Raw genomic sequence first — 21,609 nt, 5'->3', positions numbered from 1 at the left:
ATGTACCGGTTTCTTTTCTCTTGCCATGATACTAAGCCTCCTATGATTTAGATTGTATCATAGAAGACCTATACCTAGCAGTTATTTACAGAAAAAGCTTCACATAGTCGAACAACCAGAACAATCAACAATAACAACGTTATGTTCGTTTCGTTCATGGGCATCACCCCCATTCATTCGAAATGGATAGGGGCGATATAACCGCCTGCCGTTGTGTGTGTAATGCCTACGGCAACATCATATACGAACATATGATGTCATGTCAATATAGTTTACTATCTAACGCAAAGATATACGCTGCAAGAAGCTCAGGTCTTAATCCTCCCATCGGTCGTCGTCCCAATCGTCGTCATCGTCATCTTCCCAACGATCGTCATCCCAGTAGTCATCGTCATCGTCTTCCCAGCGGTCGTCGTCCCAGTAATCATCATCGTCAAAGGACTCCAACGCCGGCATGCCGCTTCCCCAAGTGGGCGATGATCCTATCCCCAAAGGCGACGTCATGGCAAAGGAAAGATTGCCCATCAGAAACCATACGGCGCACATCATCATCACTAACCAACGCTTCATAGTTCTTCACCTCTCTGTCAAAAAATAACAAGCCGCGTTATCTCAACATGGTACAGCCCATGTTGAATATCCCTTTCATCTCCTGTATATTACACATTGTACCATAAGAAAATAGCAAAAAAGAAGAATTATGCAATTTTCAAATGTAAAATTACAGTAAAATAACCTATTTCTTAATACAACAGCCTCGGAGTTCTTCATGAAGCTCCGAGGCTGTTGTATATTATTTACCATTCATCACTATCACCGTCATCGTATTCATCGGCAGAATAGCCATCGTCATGAGCCGCATCCAATTCGTCACGCCGTTCTCCCTGCCCATCGGCATAGCCGATTTTAAAATCTTCTGAGCCGTAATCCGGCCACTCGTCCCACAAGCCCATACAGGCATCTTCATAGCCCTTCGCATACCCTGCATCGTATTCCTCGTATGTCGCCTGTGACACCGCACTGCCGCAAATCCAGACGCATAAACATACTACCATCAATAACAATAGCTTCATATGCTGCACCTTCTTTATTTAATACGCCCCATCGCCGCAAGGACAAGACGCAATATGGTCGTTCAGCACGCCGGCGGCCTGCAAAAAGGAATACATAATCACCGGCCCGACGAAAGACGCGCCCCGCTTCTTTAAATCCCTGCTGATGCGCTCCGACAATTCCGACTGAGCCGGTATGTCCTTCTGCTCGTTCCAAGCGTTGCGAATCGGCTTCCCTTCCGTAAAATGCCAGACATAGGCATCGAAGGAACCGAACTCCTGCTGAATCTCCTGTACGACGCGGGCATTCTTCCGCACTGAAGCGATTTTCAGGCGGTTGCGAATCACATCGCCGTGAAGACGAATCTCCTCTAGCTCGTCGTCGGTCAGCGCCGCGCAGGCCGGTATCGAAAAATTCCGAAACGCCTTACGATACCCCTCGCGCCGCTTCAAAATCGTCAGCCACGACAACCCGGCCTGCGCCCCTTCGAGACACAGCAGTTCAAACAACATCGTATCATCATGACAAGGCACGCCCCATTCCGTATCGTGATACCCCCGCAGCAACGGGTCGCCTAAGGCCCATGGACAAATTGAATTCATGAGAAACTCCTTTTTCACTATAAAATTTGATATCACATATTCTTTTTTAATTCTAAATACGCTTTTTTGATGATTTGAGCCATTAAGGCTCGTCTTTGTTTTAAAAAGTCTGTATATTCTAAATATTCAAAATTTTTCGGCAGAGCATTTTGTTGGCAAGTAAGATTATATTTTTCTTCTCCCAATTTTTCACGATACTCCGTTACGTACTCTTGTGGATCCTTATCTGAAATATTAATGTTGGTGGCATAATCAACATAAGTAAAGTTAGCAATTTGATTTTTATCTCTATCGTACTTATAACCAATTTTATCCAAATAATTTTTAGGAAAGATATGATGTTTATCTATGATATTCTTATTTCCGCTCATTCCAATCGAAAAATACTTTGACAATGGAGTGGTACTAAATAACATAGGCGTCCCTAAAATATTCAAAGCAGCGACATACCCAAACCAAGTAGGAGAATTGGCGGAAGAGCTATTTAAATCTTCTGGCAAAGTATAAGTAAAATAGTCATCAGTAAATCTTGTATCTATTACTTGTTGCAAATACTGTACAAATTCTTCCGAACTTCGGATACTTCTTAAGTCAGCAAATTGCTTTTCAACTTCTGATTCCGTAGATCCAGTATAGAATCCAGTTACCATAGCCATAAATATCCATTCTTTAATAATGTGATGTAATACAATAACAGGTACCTTATATTCATATTTTCCAATCAAATATAATACATAAGAAAATACTATGGCGTTAGACGATGAAACAATAGTATCTTTTAAATACCCTGCGGAAAGAACTAAGTTAATGAAGTCATGCCAGTTATTTAAATCCGTAACTTGTTGTAATGCCTTTTTAAATAATTCCAAATTTTCATTTTGTTTTTCTACACTAAATTCACCTGTTTTTAAATTTTTCCCACGTAAAAGCATATATGCATATCGTAATCTAGCTCGGCTAAAACCTACCCCTACAACAGCCCGAATAATATGAGAAGGATCTAATTTTAAAATAGGATTATAGGATGTTCCATCTGCAGGAATCCACGAATCCGCACAAAATTTATTTATAGTATCATGTACTTCACTATCATATACAGACAATAAAGTTTCTATAAAATTTTTTTCCGTTAAATTTTGTCCACCAGAATTTACTCGAACAAAAATATCCGCAACATCTTCTTCGCTAGCATTGGCACTGATTTCTAAAGTAGGCAATGGAAATTTTAATAAATCTAAGATCCCGTTAATTCTTTCTTCTATTAAATCTTCTTCCTCATCAGTCAGACTATCTTTGCCATTTTTTCGATGCTTTTCATTAACATTCTTTATATATGATCTGCGGAATTTGGAAATGGTATGTTTTTGATCTGCCTCAAAAATATCACTTATGGCAGATATCCACTCTGCATCTTGTTCCTTAGGCTGAGTCCATACAGCAAACTCATTATTTAAAGGATTATAAGAAATCTTGATATTACGAGTTCTATACTTTTTATCTTTTACAGCAATACCATAAATCGCAGCTAAAAGCGCAGTTAAACGCTGCTGACCATCTATGACCAAATCTGCCGGCCTTTTAAATGCTTTTTCATTATCACCAATGTGATTAATTGCATCATAATTCTCAGGTGATTTCCAAAGCATAATATATCCAATAGGATATCCTTTGAGCATCGAATCTAATAAATTTCTTACCTTACTGTCAGTCCAAACAAATGGGCGTTGCAAATCTGGTAAACCAATTCTTCCATTTTTTACGTCATTCAATAAGTGGTCTACTGAGCTAGGTATATTTCTGAATAATTCTGCATTCATAATAATACTACTCCAATCCTAAATATACTTTAAAAATTCGTATGATCCGTCCATAACTCGCACTGCAGCATGACAGTCTTTACAGCGTCTTCTCTTCCTTCCGGCGGATATCCATATTTTTTCAGAAGGCGTTTCACCATCTTCCGCATACCGGCTCTTGCACTTTCTTTTTTCTGCCAATCAATGGTCCGATTTTTCCGTAAAAGTTCCGTCAGTTCTTTTGTGAGAGCAATTAATTGATCATGCTCATAAAAATCTTTTATCGCTTGCGGCTTAGTCAACGCATCATAAAACGCCATTTCATCGGCATTTAAATGTAATTCTTCCCCTTCCTTCTGCGCATTTTGTATGTTTCTAGCCAAATTTAACAACTCTTGTATTACTTCTTCATTAGTCAACATGCCGTTCAAATATCTTCGCATCGTACTCTGGATAATTTCAGAAAATTTTTCTGATTTTACCACATTAGTCTTACGATATACAGATACTTGTTCAGAAATCAAGCGTTTCAATAATTCAACCGCTAAATTTTTCTCTTTCATCTTTCCTACTTCTTCCAAAAATTTAGGGTCAAATAATGAAAACTCCGTATCTATATCTGAAAAAAGATTTATGACGCCGTCGCTTTTTATACTTTCTTTCAGCAAAGCATTTATTTTATTATTTAATTCAGGAAGAGTAATCTTTTCCCCTGTTCCTCTCGCGGCCAAACGCACAAGCATTACACGAACGGCTTCAAAATATGCCGCTTCCAAGCGCATCTTCTTATCGACAAGGCTACTGCACAAAGACAATGCCTGTTTTAATAATAACGCTTCCTTTATATAAACATATTGCACTCGTTCTTTTTCTGGTACATCACTCTCTTTTTGACTTTTGCCTAAGATAAAATTCACTCCGCCTGTAATAGCTTTTGCTTTCTCCAAATCATCGCCGGTCATGAACATTAAATAATTAAAGCCATGGAAGAAATCTCTGCATACAGATAATTTTTCAAGAAATCGCGGATATGCTACTTTGCTAATATCCGTATTACCGTAATTTTTTCTATCTCGTACCGTATAATCATTCATCGCCTGTTTCAAGGCCGATGCAATCCCCACGTAATCTACAATTAAACCGCCTTCTTTATCTTTAAACACTCGATTCACACGAGCAATCGCCTGCATAAGGTTATGCCCTTTCATGGGTTTGTATATATACATCGTTGCTAAAGACGGCACATCAAATCCAGTAAGCCACATATCGACGACGATAGCAATTTTCATAGAAGAATCATCATTTTTAAACTGTTTTGCCAGCTCATCTCTATACGATTTATTTCCAATAACGTCTCGCCACTCTTCAGGATCATTATTTCCTTGTGTCATGACTACATGTACTTTTTCTTTCCAGTCCGGCCTCATGGCTAATATTTGCCGGTATATCTTCATAGCAATAGGTCGAGAATAAGCGACTATCATCGCTTTCCCAGTCAATAACTGTGCGCGATTCTCTTCATAATGGGTAATCATATCGCTGACCAGAGAATGTATTGTTTGATCAGCCCCTAATATAGCGTCCATTTGACTTAATTCTTTTTTACTTCTTTCTACTACATAAGGGGAAGCCGTTTCCGCTACCCTATCGTATTCATCATCAATCATTTTTAAAATTTTTTCATCTAAATTTAGATGAATGACGCGGCTTTCGTAATAAACAGGCCTGGTTGCCCCATCTTCTACGGCTTGGGTCATATCGTAAACATCGATATAATCGCCAAAAACTTCGCGCGTATTCCTATCTTTTGCCGATATCGGCGTACCGGTAAAGCCAATATATGTAGCATTCGGTAAATTGTCCCTAATAATTCTAGCAGTTCCAATAATTGTTTTGGCAATGATATTTCCCGTATCATCTTGACGGGCAATAACTTTTTCATTCAACCCATACTGTCCGCGATGGGCCTCGTCTACCATGACAATGATATTTTTTCGCTCAGAAAGGGCGCTTCCGCTTTCTGTAAATTTCTGCATAGTCGTAAAAATAATACCGTTAGCTTGCCTGTCTTTGAGCAAAGCTTTCAAGTCATCCCTACTTGTTGCCTGCACAGGAGTCTGTCGGAGAAAATGGCGACATCGAATAAATTGACCATATAATTGATCGTCAAGATCATTACGGTCAGTAATGACTACAATCGTCGGGCTGTTCAATGCTTTCTGCAAATACTGAGCATAAAAGACCATGGACAACGATTTCCCGCTTCCCTGAGTATGCCAAAATACGCCGCCTTTTCCATCTGTCGCCACGGCTTTTTTAGTAGATTCAATAGCTTTTTTTACAGCAAAATATTGATGATATCCCGCTAAAATTTTAAACGTTTTCTTCTCTTCTTCATTTTCATTAAAACAAATAAAATTCTGTATAATATCCAGCAATCGATTTTTTTCAAACATCCCTTCAAAGAATACTTCAAAGGACACATACTGCGTATTCGTATAATTACCGTCGATGGTTTTCCATTCCATAAAACGCTCTTCATCAGACGTAATCGTTCCCGCTTTTGATACGGTCATATCACTCATGACACAGATAGCGTTATACACAAATAAAGACGGAATTTCATGCATATAATTGCGCAGCTGCCGATATGCCGCCGACGCGTCGGTTTCTTCCCTTGTCGGGGATTTTAATTCAATGACTACCAAAGGCAATCCATTGACAAATAATATGACGTCGATTCTTTTCGTAGAATACTCTACGACAGTCCATTGATTGGCAACGACAAAATCATTATTAGCAAGATGTTCGAAATCAAGGAGAATAACTAACGTAGATATTTCTTCTCCGTCGGCAAAATATGTCACAGGAACACCGTTTTGCAAATAATTCATAAAAAGAATATTTTTTTGCAGTAAGGTACCATTTTCAATGTTCCTAACTTTAGTAATAGCCTCATGTATAGCACACTCTGGTAAGTAACGATTAATCCGCTGCAATGCAGGCCATAACCTATCTTCATATAAAGGAGACTCGTACTCCCGCTCTACATCTGGTCCATAGACATACGTATACTCTAGCTGTTCGCTTAGTAATTGCAGCACTGCATTTTCATAGTTTGATTCCGTATAATATCCTGCCATGGCCATCACTCCTGCATTCCTTTAGATTGAAATAAATTCTTTATAAAGTATGGTTTCTATATTAAGTGCGCAATATCCTACTAAAACAAGAGAAAAACGATAATTTAGTGGCTTAGAGCTGAACGGCAGAGACATCAATCTTGCCAGACATGAGCCTTGGTAAGAGAGCGTCTCGCATGGCTTCAAGTCTCTGATTTTCTTGAATATTTAGTGCAATCTTTTTTCTGTATGCAATCATAACATCGGCGATATCAGATTGAGCTTGCATATCAGGTAATGAAAACTTTAGCTTTTTGAAGTCTTTCAACACTATGCGAGGTAGAGCAGATCCGGACACATAATTATCTCGTACCTCCTGCAACACATGCGGACTCTTCAAAAAGGCAAGTAGTATTTCAGTGTAGATGACTTCTGGATTTGGACGAAAAATTGCAATAGACGAGAGAACGGCAAGTTTTCTCCTCTCGTTGCAGACAAAAATCTCTTTCAGATAGCTGCCGTCTTTTGCAACAAGAATATCATTTACTTTTGGAACACAATCATTAGCTTCCATTTTTTGATAATCTTCTTCGCTTATGTGCTTACACGAGGTAAAGTTAAAATCATACTCATTCATATCTTTGACTGAAAGCATGGGAATGGAGGAAGTAGGATCATCTTTAGGACTAAAATGTGAACCATCAGTTACTTTGATACATACTTCGTCTAAAGTAACTTCTCTGGATGATGTGGCATATGTTTCAAGCCAATCCGAAAATATAGCGGCAGATTGCTGCTCTAAATTATCGTTTATCTCTGCGTTGCATTCAATTTTGCCGTCTAATCTATCAAGGATAGCCGAAATTCTTTTTTGATCTTCAATCTTACGAGGAATATAAACTCGAATAGATTTCATTGTTTTTCCAGAAATTTCCTTAAAGGTTGTCCCACTTCCCATTGATTCAATTCGATCTTTATTGTATTTCAAAAGATAATATAAAAATAACGGGTCAATACATTCATAAGGGATGATACTTTTGAATCCTTGATTCGTACAAAGACTTTGCTTAGCAATGGCAATATAACCGATGGGAGCTCGTGAAGTAAATAGAATTGTATTAGACGGCACCATTTGTGCAGAGCAAGAAGCAAGCCCTTTTTCCGTAATACTTCTTTCACCAAATGAAATATATCTACCTTTAAATGAGGATAGATCTTTAGGAGTAATCCACGCTATTTTTCCTCCATAATATTCCTCATGCTTAGTCGGTGGCGTTGCTCCTCCTACAACTTTTCCAATATCACCTAGAGTTGTCTCTATCCATTCCATCAAGTATTCACCTTCCTACCCAATATACTTTCTATGTGCTAGTTTTACATTCTGTTGTTTCACCATAGCATAATGCAACGTCGTATCAATTTTCTGATGTCCTAGCAAGTGTTGTACTTGCTCTATTGGCATACCTTTATCTATCGCTGTCGTCGCAAAGGTACGCCGGAATTTATGAGGATGTACCTTTGTAAGGTGTATTCGTTGTCCTAATCGTCTCAAGCAGGCTTCTACGCCGCCAATCATAAGGCGACTATGAGGTATTTTCAAAGACACAAATAATGCAGGATTCTCATCTGTGCGACTTTGTAAATAATTTTGCAAATGAATTTTCGTCCTAGCGTCAAAATACACCAGCCGTTCTTTATTTCCCTTTCCGCAAACGACACATTCCCGCTCATTAAAATCTATATCATCCCTATTTAGCAACACCAACTCGCCTACGCGCATTCCTGACGAAGCCAATAAATCGACAAGAGCTAAATCCCGCAGATTCGTACAGTTATCACGCATAAGCTCCAGCGCTTCATCGCTATACGTGTCTTTGACAATTTTTGCCGTTTTCACCTTATGAATCCGTCGGATAGGGCTTTTGATTATATAATCTTCGTCTTCAAGCCACGAAAAAAAGCTTGATAAAATACGGCGAATATTGTCAATCGTGACCTTACTGGAACCTCGCTCTACTTGATATGCAATCAAATATTTTCGCAAATCTTCTGTCGTTATTTGCTGCACTGTTTTGCCGATAGTTTCCAGCATAACGTCAATTGTCTTGCTATAATACGTCAATGTTTTTTCCGAACATCCTTCAATGCGTTTAGCTGAAACAAATAATTCTACGGTATTGAATTCGTCTACTGCCGCTCTTATTTCTTCTGCATTGACGGTTACCCCGTAAAATGCTTGATTCAGCACAATTTTTAGCTGAAGTAGTTGTTCGTTATTAAGATAGGGCAACATCTTCTGCTGGATCTCACAAATCAATTGTTCTTTCATCGTCATATCTCCTTTCAGTGATAAGAGAACGACGAGCAGCGGCAGTTCTTTTACTAATTCTCTCACCGCTGTTGAGAGATTTTTTACATCAAAACCACTTATTGTGCATTTTTTCTAAAAACGTTTTAGTAATAGGTAGTCCAGAACTTTCTCCAATAACAGCATCCACACCGCAATAAGGGCATATAGCTGTACCTATACTGTTATCATCAGCATACCTAGTAATTTCAATGGGAGAAAAAATTTTTAAACAATGGTAACAGCCACATCTACTATCATGTAAAAGATAAGGTTTATTTTGAAATGCATATTTATGGGCATTTGAAATATCTAGTTCACTATTGGGGAATTTCATCTTAACTCCTTTTACCATAATGTAAGATTAACGATAATTTACAACAACAGGCCCAAACAATATATTCATCCATGTTTATTACTAATGCTGATCCGTTATGGAAAATTGGACATCTTTCTGACCTTGTTTCAATTAAATATGGTAAAGATCATAAAAAATTAACTGATGGACGATTTCCAGTATATGGTTCTGGAGGTATAATGCGTCATGTAGAACGGCCTCTCTATAATAAAGAATCAGTTCTAATACCGAGAAAAGGTACACTCAATAATGTCATCTATGTCAGTCAGCCGTTTTGGTCTGTTGATACTATGTTCTATACTGAAATGCGCTTACCCAATGTTGCAAAGTATGTCTACCATTTTGTCAAATCAAAAGATCTTACCTCTATGAACGCTGGTTCTGCTGTTCCGAGCATGACGACCGCTATCCTTAATGCAATGGAGGTTGTCATTCCAACTGATTCAGCTCTTAAAGCATTTGAAGAAATTGTTTCTCCAATGTATAACGAAATACAGAAAAATGATGAACAATCTAGGACATTGTGTAGTATACGCGATGCTTTGCTACCACGGCTGATGTCTGGCGAGATTGATATCTCTAACATTCAGTTCTAAGCTGTTAAATTATCGTTTATGTTTTTCTTTACATTTATTGTTTCATCAATAGATCTCAAAAACTTACCTATTCTCTTTTGTTTTTCTAAATCAGGCAAATCTATTGCAAGTTCTTCAATATCTGATGGTTTAATTGCAGGATACGTTGAAGTACTTTGTTCTGCAATATTTTGCAAATATTCTATAACTTGCGCTTGTGTAAGAAAATAATAAATAAAATAAGGATCAGCTATATTTTCATTCACAGTAATTACAGCAAATCCTGTTGAAACCAGAAAATTTTCTTTCTCTGATTGAATGATCCCATAATGGTGTTGATTTGGTCTTACCATTGAATACAGAATGTCATTTTTACTCACTTTGCGTTTTGCCCGACTTGGCATTTTTTCCCATTCCGTATTATATCTCTTTACTTCATTAATTTGACCTTTATTAATATTTTGGGTATCAAGGTAATAAATTACTGGCCATTTTCCCTTAACAGAATATGTTTTTTTATTTATTTCACAAATATCTTTTAATCGCAAAATATTATCTCCTTATTTTTTATACTACAGTCTATTCACAAAAAATCATATATCATATCCAATCGTTCCTAATTGTTTCTTAATCTCTTCCTCTAATCTATGGGACTCTTTAAATAATTCAGACAATTCCTTCGTAAGCCGTGCCATTTTTTTTTCAAAAGGTTCTGTATCTTCTTCCAGCTCTTTAATCCCCACATACCGTCCGGGTGTCAAAATATAATCTTGCTCCGCAATATCCTCCGTCGTTACGACAGCACAAAAGCCTTTCTCATCCTTCAACGTACCGTCGACAAAGGCATGATACGTATCGGCAATCTTTTTGATATCCTTGGTATCGTCCAATTCCCGAAGTTTTCTCGTAACTAAGCTCCCCATGTCTCTGGCATCGATAAACAGCGTTTTCCCTTTTTGCTTCTTGTTTTTAGATAGAAACCATAGAGATACGGGAATCTGCGTCGTATAAAACAGCTGCCCCGGCATGGCGACTATACAATCTACTAAGTCGTCTTCAATGATCCGTTTCCGGATTTCTCCTTCGCCGCCAGATTGAGAGGATAACGAGCCGTTTGCCAATACCATGCCGATACGGCCGTTAGGCGCTAAATGCCAAATCATGTGCTGAAGCCAGGCAAAGTTAGCGTTTCCTGCCGGCGGTACGCCGTATTTCCAACGAACGTCGTCGCGCAATTTATCAACGCCCCAATCAGAAAGATTAAAGGGAGGATTTGCCATTATAAAATCCGCTTTTAACTGCGGGTGGCAGTCGTTAAAAAACGTATCTGCACTAAATCTCCCCAAATCCGCTTCAATACCGCGAATAGCCAAGTTCATCTGCGCCATTTTCCACGTTGTCGGATTAGAATCCTGTCCATAGACAGATATTTTATTAATATTTCCGCCATGATTTTCGATAAATTTTGCCGATTGGACAAACATGCCGCCCGAACCGCAGCAAGGATCGTACACTCGTCCGTTAAAAGGCTGTAGTACTTCGACCAATGTTTTGACCACACAGGCCGGCGTATAAAACTCCCCGGCTAGTTTCCCTTCTTGTTCTGCAAACTTAGCTAGGCAATATTCGTACGTCCTGCCTAAAATATCTTTTTCATTTCCAGAATCTACCATTTTTACATTGGAAAATAAATCTACTACGTCGCCTAAACGCCTTTTATCTAATTCAGGACGGGCAAAATTCTTAGGCAATATGCCTTTTAACTTCTTATTCTCTTTTTCTATGCTTTTCATGGCTTCGTCTATAACGACGCCGATTGTTTCCTTGTGGGCTGCCGCAGAAATGACGTTCCAACGAGCGTTTTCAGGAACAAAGAAGATATTTTCCGAAATATATTCATCTCTGTCTTCTTCAAATCCCGCACCTTCTTCGACCAATTCATTATATTTTTTCTCAAAACAATCAGAAATATATTTCAAAAAAATAAGCCCTAATACGACAGATTTATATTCCGACGCGTCAATATTACCGCGCAATACGCAAGCTGCGTTCCAAATTTTTTCTTCAAATCCAATATTTGCGCTATTTTTATTAGCCATAGTCATTCCTCTTTCATTTCAAATTATACATTCTGGTAATCCATGATACTTATAGTATACACATTATTCCTTTTTAATGCATTAGTTTCTCGCATAACACATGTATCTATACAATTCTTCTTACATTTTCTATAATAAAATCAACGATTGTAAAGGACGGAGCTATCTATGAAAGAAAAATACTATTATATCGGCGAGGTGTCATCTCTTCTCGATATTTCTACGCAGACCTTGCGGTATTACGACAAGATAGGTCTTTGCCGGCCGGCGAAGGTCAACGAGCAGAACGGGTATCGCCAGTATACGTACGACCAGATTCATTACATCGAGCGCATTAAGTACCTGCAAAAGCTGGGTCTGCCTCTGACGGAAATCCGCACAGCCTTGGACGGCGGCGGCACGGAACGGCTGACAGTGCTGCTGACGCAGCATAAAGAAAAGCTGCAGCGAAAAATTGCAGCGTTGCAGGACACAGTCGATACGATAGACTGGTACGTGTCGTATTACAATTATTTAAAGGAAAATGCCTTTCCCGATATTCCCTTCAAAAAGACCATGGAAACCCGCTATGTTCTCGCCGCGCCGATTTATCCGGGAGAGCCTATATACGGCGCGGCAGGCTACAGGCTGACGGAGGCGCAGAGCAAGGAGCCCTTCAAGCAGCTTGCCATGCTCCGCCAAAACGGCTACATCTTGGACTTTCATCGGCTACTGCAGAATGAAATATCCGCCTTGTATTACTTTATGTACATCAAAGAAAAGCCAGACTTTTCCCATCCCTATATTCAGGAAATACCGGGCGGGGAATATTTCTGCTTCCGCGTCAGGCTTTTGTCGGAAACTTGCAGCAATACCTGGTTCAAGACGTATTTCGAAGGCAACCCTTCTTCCCACCTAGTCGTCGCCGATGAATACGAAGACAATTTTTATGAATTTCAGCATTGTACCTACGAGGTACAGGTGCGTATCTCACCATAAGGAAACAGCCCCGCATATCCGACAGCATAGTCAGATATGCGGGGCTTCTTTCCTATCAGTATTAAGACTCAGGCTGCGCCGGCGGGATGCGTTCGATCGTAAAGCCGATGAAGCCGATAATAATGGAAATAATAGGCGTCAAATAGCACGAGAAGGCAAAGGGCGCGTAGGATAAGGTCGCGACGCCCAGCGTCGCCGCCATGAAAGCGCCGCAGTTGCTCCACGGCACGAGGGGGCTGACGGTACAGCCGGAGTTGACGACGCAGCGGGACAGATTTTTCGGAGCCAGGCCCTTTTCGGCGTAGCGATCCTTATACATACTGCCCGTTACGATGACCGACAGATACTGGCTTCCCATGAGCATTTCGGCGATGACGCCGGTCAGCACAGTCGCGCAAATGAGGCCGCCTACACCCTTGGCAATGGTCAGAACCTTATCCAGCAGCAGGGGCAGCATCCCCGACTTCTGGATGATGCCGCCGAAGCCCATGGCTACGAGGACCAAGGCGATGATAGAGCCCATGCTGACCATGCCGCCGCGGCTCAGCAGGCTGTCGATGACTTCCGAGCCGGAATGGGATTCGTAGCCGGAAAAGGCCACGCTGATGACGTCGGACAGGCTGGCGCCTTGTATGCCCATAGCCAGCAGGGCCGCAATAAAGGCGCTGATGAACAGGCCGGGAATAGCCGGCATTTTCTTGATCACCGACACGATGACGACGAGAGGCGGAATGAGCATGATGGGATTGATGACGAAGATACGGGATAATCCGTTCAAAATTGCATCGATGCCTTCGTTGTCAATGCTTGCGCCGCCGTATTGAAAGCCCAGGACGGCATAGAGGACCAAGGTGATGATAAAGCTGGGAACGAGGGGATAGACGACGTGCTTGATGTGCTCGAAGAGCTGGGCCCCGCTGATAGCCGCGCCGAGATTGGTCGTATCGGACAGGGGCGACATCTTATCGCCGAAATAGGCTCCGGCAACGACGGTCCCAGCGACCATTTCCAAGGGGATATTCATGGCCTGGCCGATGCCGACCAGGGCAATGCCGACGGTGCCGGCGGTGCTCCACGAGCTCCCCGTGGCAAAGGCTACGATAGACGTGAGGACGTAGGACATAGCCAGAAATACCGTAGGCGAAATGATGAGCAGGCCGTAGTAAATCATCGTCGGTACGACGCCCGATATGATCCATGTGCCGATCAAGATACCGACGATGAGCAAGATGACCAAAGCCTGCAAGCCGTCGGACATAGTTTCGAGCATAAATTTTTCAATATCGTCCCATTTGTACCCGGCCTTTAAGGCTACGAGACAGGCAATGGCCGTCGAAAAGACCAGAGGGATATGGGGGCCTGCACCCAGAAAATTCAGCGCGATGACTAAGCTGATAATCAGCGTGATGATGGGAATGAGGGCCAGGCCGACGGTCATATTTCGATACGTTGACATAGTAATTCCTCCTCGCCGCCTTATTCTTCAAAGACGCTCAGCGCCTGCGTAAAGTCGGCAATCAAGTCCTGGGCGTCTTCCAGGCCGACGGACACGCGCATCAAGCCGTCTGTAATGCCCATTTTCAGGCGTATGTCCCTGGGAACGGACGCATGGGACGACAAGATGGGATAGGACAGGGTCGTCGCATAGCCGCCCAAGGTCATGGCGTATTTGGCGATGTGCAGGCGGCGCATGAAGGCGTTGATTTTTTCCCGGTCTTCGGGCATTTCAAAGCTGAGCATGGCGCCGTATCCCTTGGAAAATAACCGCTTGGCAATATCATGCTGGGGATGGGACGGCAAGCTGGGATGGTTGACCTTCAGCACGTGAGGATGCTCGTCGAGGGCTTTCGCCAGAGCTTCGGCGTTTTTCAGCTGCCGTTCCATGCGCAGGTCAAGGGTTCGCAGGCTCCGTTCGCATAAATAGGACGAAAACGGGTCGAGAGTGCATCCCAGCAGAGCCTGCAGCTTGCAGGCCTTGTCGATGACCTCCTTCGACGCCGTAGCCGAGCCGCCGACGATGTCGCTGTGGCCGTTCATGAATTTAGTCAGGCTGTTGATCGTCACATCTGCACCGAAATCAATCGGCTTAATGACCGTCGACGTCGTGAACGTATTGTCTACGACGAGCTTAGCGCCGCAGTTGTGGGCGATACGGGCCACGGCCTCTACGTCTACGACGGCCATGGTCGGATTGGAAATGACTTCCGTATAGACGATCTTCGTATTCGCCTGCACGGCCTTCCGTACAGCTTCTATATCGGTAAAGTCAACGCACGTCGATTCGATGCCGTAGCGCTTGATGACGTCCAGAATTTCCAGCGTTTCGCCGTACAAATTGCTGTTGGCCAGGATATGGTCGCCGGCGTCGGCTAGGGACAGGAGCGTCGTCGTAATCGCCCCCATACCAGAGCTGCAGATCATGGACGCTTCGCCCCCTTCCAGATAGGTGACCAGTTCGGCCAGGGCATTACGGTTTGGATTTCGGATGCGGTTGTACGTGTAGCCTTTGACGGCGTAGTATTCGTTCAGTTCGTCTAAATCGGCTCCGCCGTGAAAAGCCGTCGTCAAGTAAATGGGCAGGACTTCCGGCGTGCTCAGCGTCCCCTTTACTTCCGCTCCCTGCATGATAATTTCCGTATCTCTGTTCATGTTTCGTTCCATGTCAATTCCTCCTGACAACTAGATAGTATACACCTGTAATGACTGCACTCTTTGCTATGACCGTATCATACCATTGAAGTAGAGCATAATGTCAATATATTTCGGCAAAAAAATACAGGAAAATGTGATGCTATCTATGCCAGAAGGACAACAGAGTCGGACAAAGGGACGGAAATTGTTTCTATTCCGTGCACACGGCAAAAGGAAAGGATCCAAGGTTATACTAGGCAATAAACTTTGCAGTGAGGCATATAAAAAACACCTGACAAACAGCTCGTCAGGTGTTTACTAGCATATGTAATTATCCCTGCGCCGCAGTGCTGCGCTTTTGCATGTCGCGGCGTTTTTTGAAGAACGGCAGGGCTACTTCCGGGAAGATGGCGTAGCCTAAGACGTCTTCCGGCGTAGCGTCGGGGAAACCTTCGTCGGCCAGGGCCTTCTTGGCCTTTTCCAGCTCCGGCTCCAAATCGTCGGCCGGACGGTGGCTGATGACCGGTTCGTCGCCGATGCACATCTTGCGGAATTCTTCCGTGATTTCACCGGGAACGCGGCCGTACTTGCCGCGGACGATGTCCCGCACTTCGTTGGTCACGATCTTATAGCGGCCGTACAGGACATTGAGCGCAGCGGCCGAGCCGGTAATCTGGCTCGTCGGCGTCACGAGGGGCGGATAGCCCAAATCGCGGCGCACGTTCGGCATTTCCGCCAGCACTTCGTCAAAGCGGTCTTCTGCGCCCTGCCCTTTCAGCTGGTTGTACAGGTTCGTCAGCATGCCGCCGGGAATCTGGTACTTGCGGACAGCCGGATTGATCTGGCTGGGCATAGTCAGGTTGAATTCGTCGGCCAGCTCCTTACGGACCTGTTTGAAGTGCTCCGTCAAGGGCCAGAGCCGTTCGACGTCGATGCCCGTATCGTAAATCGTGTTCTGCAGGGACATGACGACCGATTCTGTCGGCGGCTGGCTCGTCACTTCGCCAAAGGGCGACAAGGCCGTGTCGATAATATCTACGCCGGCTTCGATAGCCTTCATGTAGGTCATTTCGCCGAAGCCGCAGGTGCAGTGCGTGTGCAGCTCGATCGGTATGGACAAGTGCTTTTTCAGCATGCGCACGAGATTGTACGCGTCATAGGGGGACAACAGCCCCGACATGTCCTTGATGCACAGGGAGTCGACGCCCATGCGCTGCAGCTCCAGAGCGCCTTTTGTAAAGGATTCCATGGTGTGAATCGGGCTGATCGTATAGACGATAGCGCCCTGAACGTGGACAGACTTCGTGTCCTTCGCAGCCCGGATGGCTGATTCCATGTTGCGGGAATCGTTGAGGGCGTCGAAGACGCGGATAATGTCGATGCCATTGTCTACAGCTCTGTTAACAAATTCATACACGACGTCGTCGGCGTAATGGCGGTATCCTAAGATATTCTGGCCGCGGAGCAGCATTTGCAGGGGCGTCTTTTTGACGTATTTCTTAATCGTCCGCAGCCGTTCCCACGGGTCTTCGTCCAAAAAGCGCATGCACGTATCGAAGGTCGCGCCGCCCCAGCATTCCAAGGCGCCGTACCCTACTTCGTCCATCGCTTCCAATACAGGCTGCATCTGGCTCAGGCGCATGCGCGTCGCCGCGATGGACTGATGACCGTCCCGCAGTACCGTTTCCGTTATTTTTACTCTAGCCATATCACTATCCTCCGTTTAGTAATCTCTATGTAGTATCGGCTTGTTTCAAGCCTGTGCGTATGCAACTTAGCATATAATTATAATTGCAATTACTTTTTATTATACCATATTTTATCAAGAAAATCAGAAAAATTTCTTCGGCGGCAATCTAAAAAAGTCATTCTCCTGCCAGTATACGGCTGTATTTATTCTCATAATGTGGTACACTTATACTATACAATCATGGCGTCGACAGGGGTGTTATTCCAACTGCCATTATCCATACTCACAGCGAAAGGGGTTTTATTATGACAACATGCGCACGTATCATTACCGCCTATTTCAGCCCGACGAACACGACGAAAACCGTCTGCGAGACCATTGCCCAAGAGCTGAGCCGCACGCTAGGCATTCCCCACGAAAGCCGCAGCTTTACCCTGCCGGGCGAACGAACGGAACCGCTTGTGTTTCCTGAAGGCTCATTGGTCATCCTCGGCATGCCGGTCTACGCCGGCCGCGTGCCCAACTTCATGCTGAAATACCTGGCGCAGACAGAAGGAAACGGATCCATGGGCATTCCCATCGTCGTATACGGCAACCGCAACTACGACGACGCCCTCATCGAGCTCCGCGATATCATGGAAAAGGCCCACATCCACACCGTCGCCGGCGGCGCGTTCATCGGCGAGCATTCCTTCTCCCGCACCCTCGGCCAGGGCCGTCCCGACAGCCAGGACCTCAACAAGGCCCGCAGCTTCGCCCAGGTCGTAGCCAGCACGATTTCCAACGACAGATACCGCACGCCCGTGCCGGTCAAGGGTAACGTCCCCTATCGGCCGTACATGGTGCCGCAGAAGGCCGACGGCTCTCATAAGACCATTACCAAGGTCTTCCCGAAGGTCAGCGACGCCTGCACCAACTGCGGCGTCTGCGTCAGTGTCTGTCCTCTCGGCTCCATCGCGCCGGACTGCCATACGTACACGACGTTCTGTGTCAAATGCTGCGCCTGCGTCAAGGCCTGTCCCGTCGGCGCACGCTACTACGACGACGAAACGTATTTGTTCCATAAGAAACAGTTGGAAGAAACGTACGCCCGCCGTGCTGAGCCAGAAACGTTCATCTAACACTACCTCTTCAGCGACGTAAAAATACCGATATGCAAGGCTTGCCTGCCTATTGCATATCGGTATTTTTTATTCTCCAGGCCCTTCAGATTACACTGCCCTCTTTGACCCTGCCGGTATCCGCTTCGATGTATATCTTCCGTCTTCCGGCGGAAACGGCTACGACGCCTGGCAGTAAGGCGTCCGATTCCTTCCATTGTATGGCAAAGGAATAGCGGTTCCTCCCTTTTTTGACAGTAGTATTTTTATATCCCCGCACGCGCGACGTATCGCGGCGATTATACTCTACGACGACCTGGCCCGTATCTCCCAGACAGTCCAGGACGGCAAACATCTGACGGCAATACCGCCGCGTATCGACCATTTCGCCCATAGCCGGCGCATACGCGCCTGCCAGTACCTGAGCCGGGTCGTCCAGGTCTTCCGTCGCCTGCAGGCCCGTGCGGATGCACTGGATGCCCGCTTCGAGAAAGGCCTGCTTCATGTAAGCGGCCCGCAAAACCCCTTCGTGAACGGACAAAGGCGTATAGTCCCCCTGCCGGTACATGTCGGCCAGCTCCGTATCGGCAAGGACGACGACGGGATAGATGCGGGCTATGTCGGGCCGTAAGCGGCAAATCGCCGCCGTCGTGTCCCGCAGGCTGTCCCAATCCTCGCTGGGCAGGCCCGGCATGAGCTGATGTCCGACAGTAAAGCTGTTCTCCCGCAGCAGCGCCGTCGCCGTTACGACGTCCTGTGCCGTATGGCCCCGCTTGGCCTTAGCCAATACGATGTCGTCCATGGACTGAACGCCTAATTCGACAGTGGACAGGCCGTACCGCTTCAACCGAGACAATATTTCCTCGTCAATGCAGTCAGGCCGCGTCGAGCAGCGAATCGCCTGTATGCGCCCCTCCTGCAGGGCTTCACGAGCCGGAGTCAGCAGTTCCTCCTGCAAGGCCGCTGGAATGGCCGTAAAGCTGCCGCCGTAAAAAGCGACCTCCCAATGCCTTTCTTCAGCCGCGCTCGTCACGTATTCTTTAATCGTCCGAGCCACGGCATTGCCGTCGGGTACGCCGCGCCTCCCTGTAATGCGCCACTGGTTGCAGAACACGCAGCGGTAGGGACAGCCGATATGCGGAATGAAGATAGGAATAATCGATGTTTTCACCATAATACCTCAAACAAAAAAAAAAGGATGGGCTGAGCCGCATCCTTTCTATATTGCATGTAATCGTTTCAGAGCTTCGTGAGCGGCATGCTGTTCCGCATCCTTTTTGGTCTTGCCGGAGCCTTCGCCGAGAACCTTGCCGGCTACGATGACCTCCATGTAAAAGGTCTTATCGTGGTCGGGGCCTTCTTCCCGGCGCAGAACGTACGTGATTTTCTGCTCACCGTCGCGCTGGACAAATTCCTGGAACAGCGTCTTGTAATCTTTTCCGTAATCGCCGCTGGCAACGAGGGATAAATAATCTTTTAACTGATGCAGAATAAATTTGCGCGCTTCTTCATAAGACGAATCAATGTAAATAGCGCCGACGACGGCTTCAAACGCGTCTGCCAGTATGCTGGCTCGCTTGCGGCCGCCCGACGCCAATTCTCCTTTTCCCAGAAGAATGTAGTCCCCCATGTCGAAGGTAGCGCATACGGCAGCCAGCGGCGCTTCGCTGACGACGCTGGCCCGCGCTTTCGATAATTCGCCTTCCGGCATGTGGGGATATTGCAGGAAAAGATATTCGCCGACTACCAAGTCGAGAATCGCATCTCCCAAAAATTCCAGCCGTTCATTGTAATAACCGTGTTTTGCCTTATTTTCATTGGCATAGGATGAGTGTGTCAGAGCCTGGTCCAAAATCAACAGATTATGAAAAGAGGAAAGTCCTAAAACGTCAATGAATTTTTCTAACTGCTTTTTTCTACCTGTATCCATTCACATGATCTTCTCTAATCTATTTTGTATTTCGCATATCGACGCTTAGTCTACATATTTTCTGAACAGCAGCGTCGCGTTGTGGCCGCCGAACCCGAAGGAGTTGGAAATCGCCACGTTGACATCGGCGTCTACAGCTTCATTCGGCACGTAATTCAAGCCGAATTCTTTCAGTTCGTCGTCGATTTCCGCCAAGTTGATCGTCGGATGGACCTTGCCCGTTTCAATCGTCAAGGCGCAGACGATGGCTTCTACGGCGCCGGCTGCGCCGAGGAGATGGCCCGTCATGGACTTCGTCGAGCTCATGAGGAGATCTTTGGCATGATCGCCGAATACGCGGGAAACGGCCTTCGTTTCGTTCAAGTCGTTCAAGTGCGTCGACGTGCCGTGAGCGTTGACGTAATCGACGTCGTTCGGCAGGAGGCCGGCATCTTTAATCGCCAACTCTATGCATTTGGACTGCTGGATGCCTTCCGGGCCGGGAGCCGTAATATGGTATGCGTCGGCGTTGCTGCCATAACCGCTGATTTCGCAGTAAATATGGGCGCCGCGCTTCTTAGCATGTTCTAATTCTTCCAATACGACAATGCCTGCGCCTTCGCCCATGACGAAGCCGTCGCGGTCTTTGTCAAAGGGACGGGACGCATGAGCCGGGTCGTCGTTGCGCGTGCTCAAAGCCTTCATAGCGGCAAAGCCCGCTACGGCGCCGGGAGATACGGCGGCCTCCGTACCGCCGGCTACGGCTGCGTCGAGTTCGCCGCGCTGAATCATGCGGAAGGCGTCGCCGATGGAGTTAGCGCCTGTCGCACAAGCCGTTACGACACTAGCGCAGTGGCCTTTAAGGCCGAAGGTAATGGAAACCTGGCCGGACGCCATGTTGGCAATCATCTTCGGTACGACAAAGGGGTTGACGCGGGACGGTCCCTTGGCAAACAAGCCCTTATACAGGTTGTGGAGGGTTTCCATGCCGCCGATGCCCGTGCCGACGATCGTGCCGATGCGGTCGCGGTCTTCTTCGTCCAAATTCATCTTAGAATCTTCGAGCGCCAATTTAGCGGCCGCTACGGCGTACTGCGTAGACGGATCCATGTGGCGAGCTTCCTTCTTATCGATGCCGAAAGCAGCAGGGTCAAAATCTTTGACTTCGCCGGCAATGCGCGCGCCGTATTCCGTCGCGTCAAAATGAGTGATAGGACCGATTCCATTTTTGCCGCTGAGCAGCGCGTTCCAAAATTCATCCTTACCCATGCCTACGGGGGAAATGACGCCGACGCCTGTAATCACTACACGTTTTTCCAATATTTTCACCTCATCATCAAAAATCAAAC

19 protein-coding genes are annotated in these 21,609 nt (G+C 45.3%); 3 read left to right on the top strand and 16 right to left on the bottom strand.

Annotated features, from left to right (window positions below; genetic code table 11):
• Positions 1-315: 315 nt before the first annotated feature.
• The 8 genes from B5F80_RS05085 to B5F80_RS05050 all read right to left on the bottom strand — a co-directional run bounded on the left by B5F80_RS05085 (position 316) and on the right by B5F80_RS05050 (position 9,257).
• Positions 316-570 (bottom strand): hypothetical protein, encoded by a 255-nt coding sequence (locus B5F80_RS05085; protein ID WP_087477735.1) that lies wholly within the window; start codon positions 568-570, stop codon positions 316-318.
• A gap of 227 nt (positions 571-797) precedes the next feature.
• Positions 798-1,073, bottom strand: a complete 276-nt coding sequence (locus B5F80_RS05080; protein ID WP_087477734.1) for a hypothetical protein — start codon at positions 1,071-1,073, stop codon at positions 798-800.
• 18 nt (positions 1,074-1,091) lie between these two features.
• Positions 1,092-1,655: a DNA-3-methyladenine glycosylase I gene (locus B5F80_RS05075; RefSeq protein WP_087477733.1), complete on the bottom strand. Its 564-nt coding sequence runs from the start codon at positions 1,653-1,655 to the stop codon at positions 1,092-1,094.
• A 32-nt stretch (positions 1,656-1,687) separates the two neighbouring features.
• The gene (locus tag B5F80_RS05070; protein ID WP_087477732.1) at positions 1,688-3,472 is read right to left on the bottom strand and encodes a DUF262 domain-containing protein; all 1,785 of its coding nucleotides are present in this window, start codon (positions 3,470-3,472) and stop codon (positions 1,688-1,690) included.
• 29 nt (positions 3,473-3,501) lie between these two features.
• Positions 3,502-6,594: a type I restriction endonuclease subunit R gene (locus tag B5F80_RS05065; protein ID WP_087477731.1), complete on the bottom strand. Its 3,093-nt coding sequence runs from the start codon at positions 6,592-6,594 to the stop codon at positions 3,502-3,504.
• Positions 6,595-6,706: 112 nt separating this feature from the next.
• Entirely contained in the window at positions 6,707-7,903 is a 1,197-nt protein-coding gene (locus B5F80_RS11260) for a restriction endonuclease subunit S (RefSeq protein WP_239386307.1), read from the bottom strand.
• Between the two features lie 15 nt (positions 7,904-7,918).
• A complete protein-coding gene (xerA, locus tag B5F80_RS05055; RefSeq protein WP_087477730.1) occupies positions 7,919-8,902 on the bottom strand; it encodes a site-specific tyrosine recombinase/integron integrase in 984 nt (327 codons plus the stop codon).
• 88 nt (positions 8,903-8,990) lie between these two features.
• Positions 8,991-9,257, bottom strand: a complete 267-nt coding sequence (locus B5F80_RS05050; RefSeq protein ID WP_087477729.1) for a cytoplasmic protein — start codon at positions 9,255-9,257, stop codon at positions 8,991-8,993.
• Between the two features lie 71 nt (positions 9,258-9,328).
• Between B5F80_RS05050 and B5F80_RS05045 the strand changes: the two genes are divergently transcribed.
• Complete coding sequence (locus B5F80_RS05045; RefSeq protein WP_087477728.1) at positions 9,329-9,874, top strand: restriction endonuclease subunit S; 546 nt, start codon at positions 9,329-9,331, stop codon at positions 9,872-9,874.
• Here the strand turns inward: B5F80_RS05045 and B5F80_RS05040 are convergent.
• A complete protein-coding gene (locus tag B5F80_RS05040; RefSeq protein ID WP_087477727.1) occupies positions 9,871-10,401 on the bottom strand; it encodes a restriction endonuclease subunit S in 531 nt (176 codons plus the stop codon). The genes B5F80_RS05045 and B5F80_RS05040 overlap by 4 nt on opposite strands.
• Before the next feature lie 45 nt (positions 10,402-10,446).
• Positions 10,447-11,952: a class I SAM-dependent DNA methyltransferase gene (locus B5F80_RS05035; RefSeq protein WP_087477726.1), complete on the bottom strand. Its 1,506-nt coding sequence runs from the start codon at positions 11,950-11,952 to the stop codon at positions 10,447-10,449.
• A 168-nt stretch (positions 11,953-12,120) separates the two neighbouring features.
• Here B5F80_RS05035 and B5F80_RS05030 point away from each other — a divergent pair, with 168 nt between their 5' ends.
• The gene (locus B5F80_RS05030; protein ID WP_087477725.1) at positions 12,121-12,930 is read left to right on the top strand and encodes a helix-turn-helix domain-containing protein; all 810 of its coding nucleotides are present in this window, start codon (positions 12,121-12,123) and stop codon (positions 12,928-12,930) included.
• Positions 12,931-12,991: 61 nt separating this feature from the next.
• Here the strand turns inward: B5F80_RS05030 and nhaC are convergent, their stop codons facing one another.
• The 3 genes from nhaC to B5F80_RS05015 all read right to left on the bottom strand — a co-directional run bounded on the left by nhaC (position 12,992) and on the right by B5F80_RS05015 (position 17,269).
• Positions 12,992-14,386 carry a Na+/H+ antiporter NhaC gene (gene nhaC, locus B5F80_RS05025; protein ID WP_087477724.1) on the bottom strand — a complete coding sequence of 465 codons (1,395 nt, stop codon included), beginning with the start codon at positions 14,384-14,386 and terminating at the stop codon, positions 12,992-12,994.
• Positions 14,387-14,406: 20 nt separating this feature from the next.
• Complete coding sequence (locus B5F80_RS05020; protein WP_087477723.1) at positions 14,407-15,591, bottom strand: aminotransferase class I/II-fold pyridoxal phosphate-dependent enzyme; 1,185 nt, start codon at positions 15,589-15,591, stop codon at positions 14,407-14,409.
• 301 nt (positions 15,592-15,892) lie between these two features.
• Complete coding sequence (locus B5F80_RS05015) at positions 15,893-17,269, bottom strand: pyruvate carboxylase subunit B (RefSeq protein WP_087477722.1); 1,377 nt, start codon at positions 17,267-17,269, stop codon at positions 15,893-15,895.
• A gap of 287 nt (positions 17,270-17,556) precedes the next feature.
• Here B5F80_RS05015 and B5F80_RS05010 point away from each other — a divergent pair, with 287 nt between their 5' ends.
• A complete protein-coding gene (locus B5F80_RS05010) occupies positions 17,557-18,372 on the top strand; it encodes an EFR1 family ferrodoxin (protein WP_087477721.1) in 816 nt (271 codons plus the stop codon).
• 85 nt (positions 18,373-18,457) lie between these two features.
• Here B5F80_RS05010 and B5F80_RS05005 read toward each other — a convergent pair whose 3' ends face one another.
• From B5F80_RS05005 to fabF, 3 genes are read right to left on the bottom strand one after another with little or no spacing between them, the layout of a single operon-like run.
• Positions 18,458-19,525, bottom strand: coding sequence for a radical SAM protein (locus B5F80_RS05005; RefSeq protein ID WP_239386306.1), 1,068 nt, complete (start codon positions 19,523-19,525; stop codon positions 18,458-18,460).
• A gap of 45 nt (positions 19,526-19,570) precedes the next feature.
• Positions 19,571-20,281, bottom strand: coding sequence for a ribonuclease III (gene rnc, locus B5F80_RS05000; RefSeq protein WP_087477720.1), 711 nt, complete (start codon positions 20,279-20,281; stop codon positions 19,571-19,573).
• A gap of 45 nt (positions 20,282-20,326) precedes the next feature.
• Positions 20,327-21,580, bottom strand: coding sequence for a beta-ketoacyl-ACP synthase II (gene fabF / locus B5F80_RS04995; RefSeq protein ID WP_087477719.1), 1,254 nt, complete (start codon positions 21,578-21,580; stop codon positions 20,327-20,329).
• Positions 21,581-21,609 lie beyond the last annotated feature (29 nt).

The sequence above is a fragment of the Megasphaera sp. An286 genome, assembly GCF_002163455.1.
GTDB classification, from domain to species: domain Bacteria; phylum Bacillota; class Negativicutes; order Veillonellales; family Megasphaeraceae; genus Megasphaera; species Megasphaera stantonii.
Note: the sequence above shows the minus strand (reverse complement) of the source record. Positions and strands in the feature narration are given on the sequence as shown.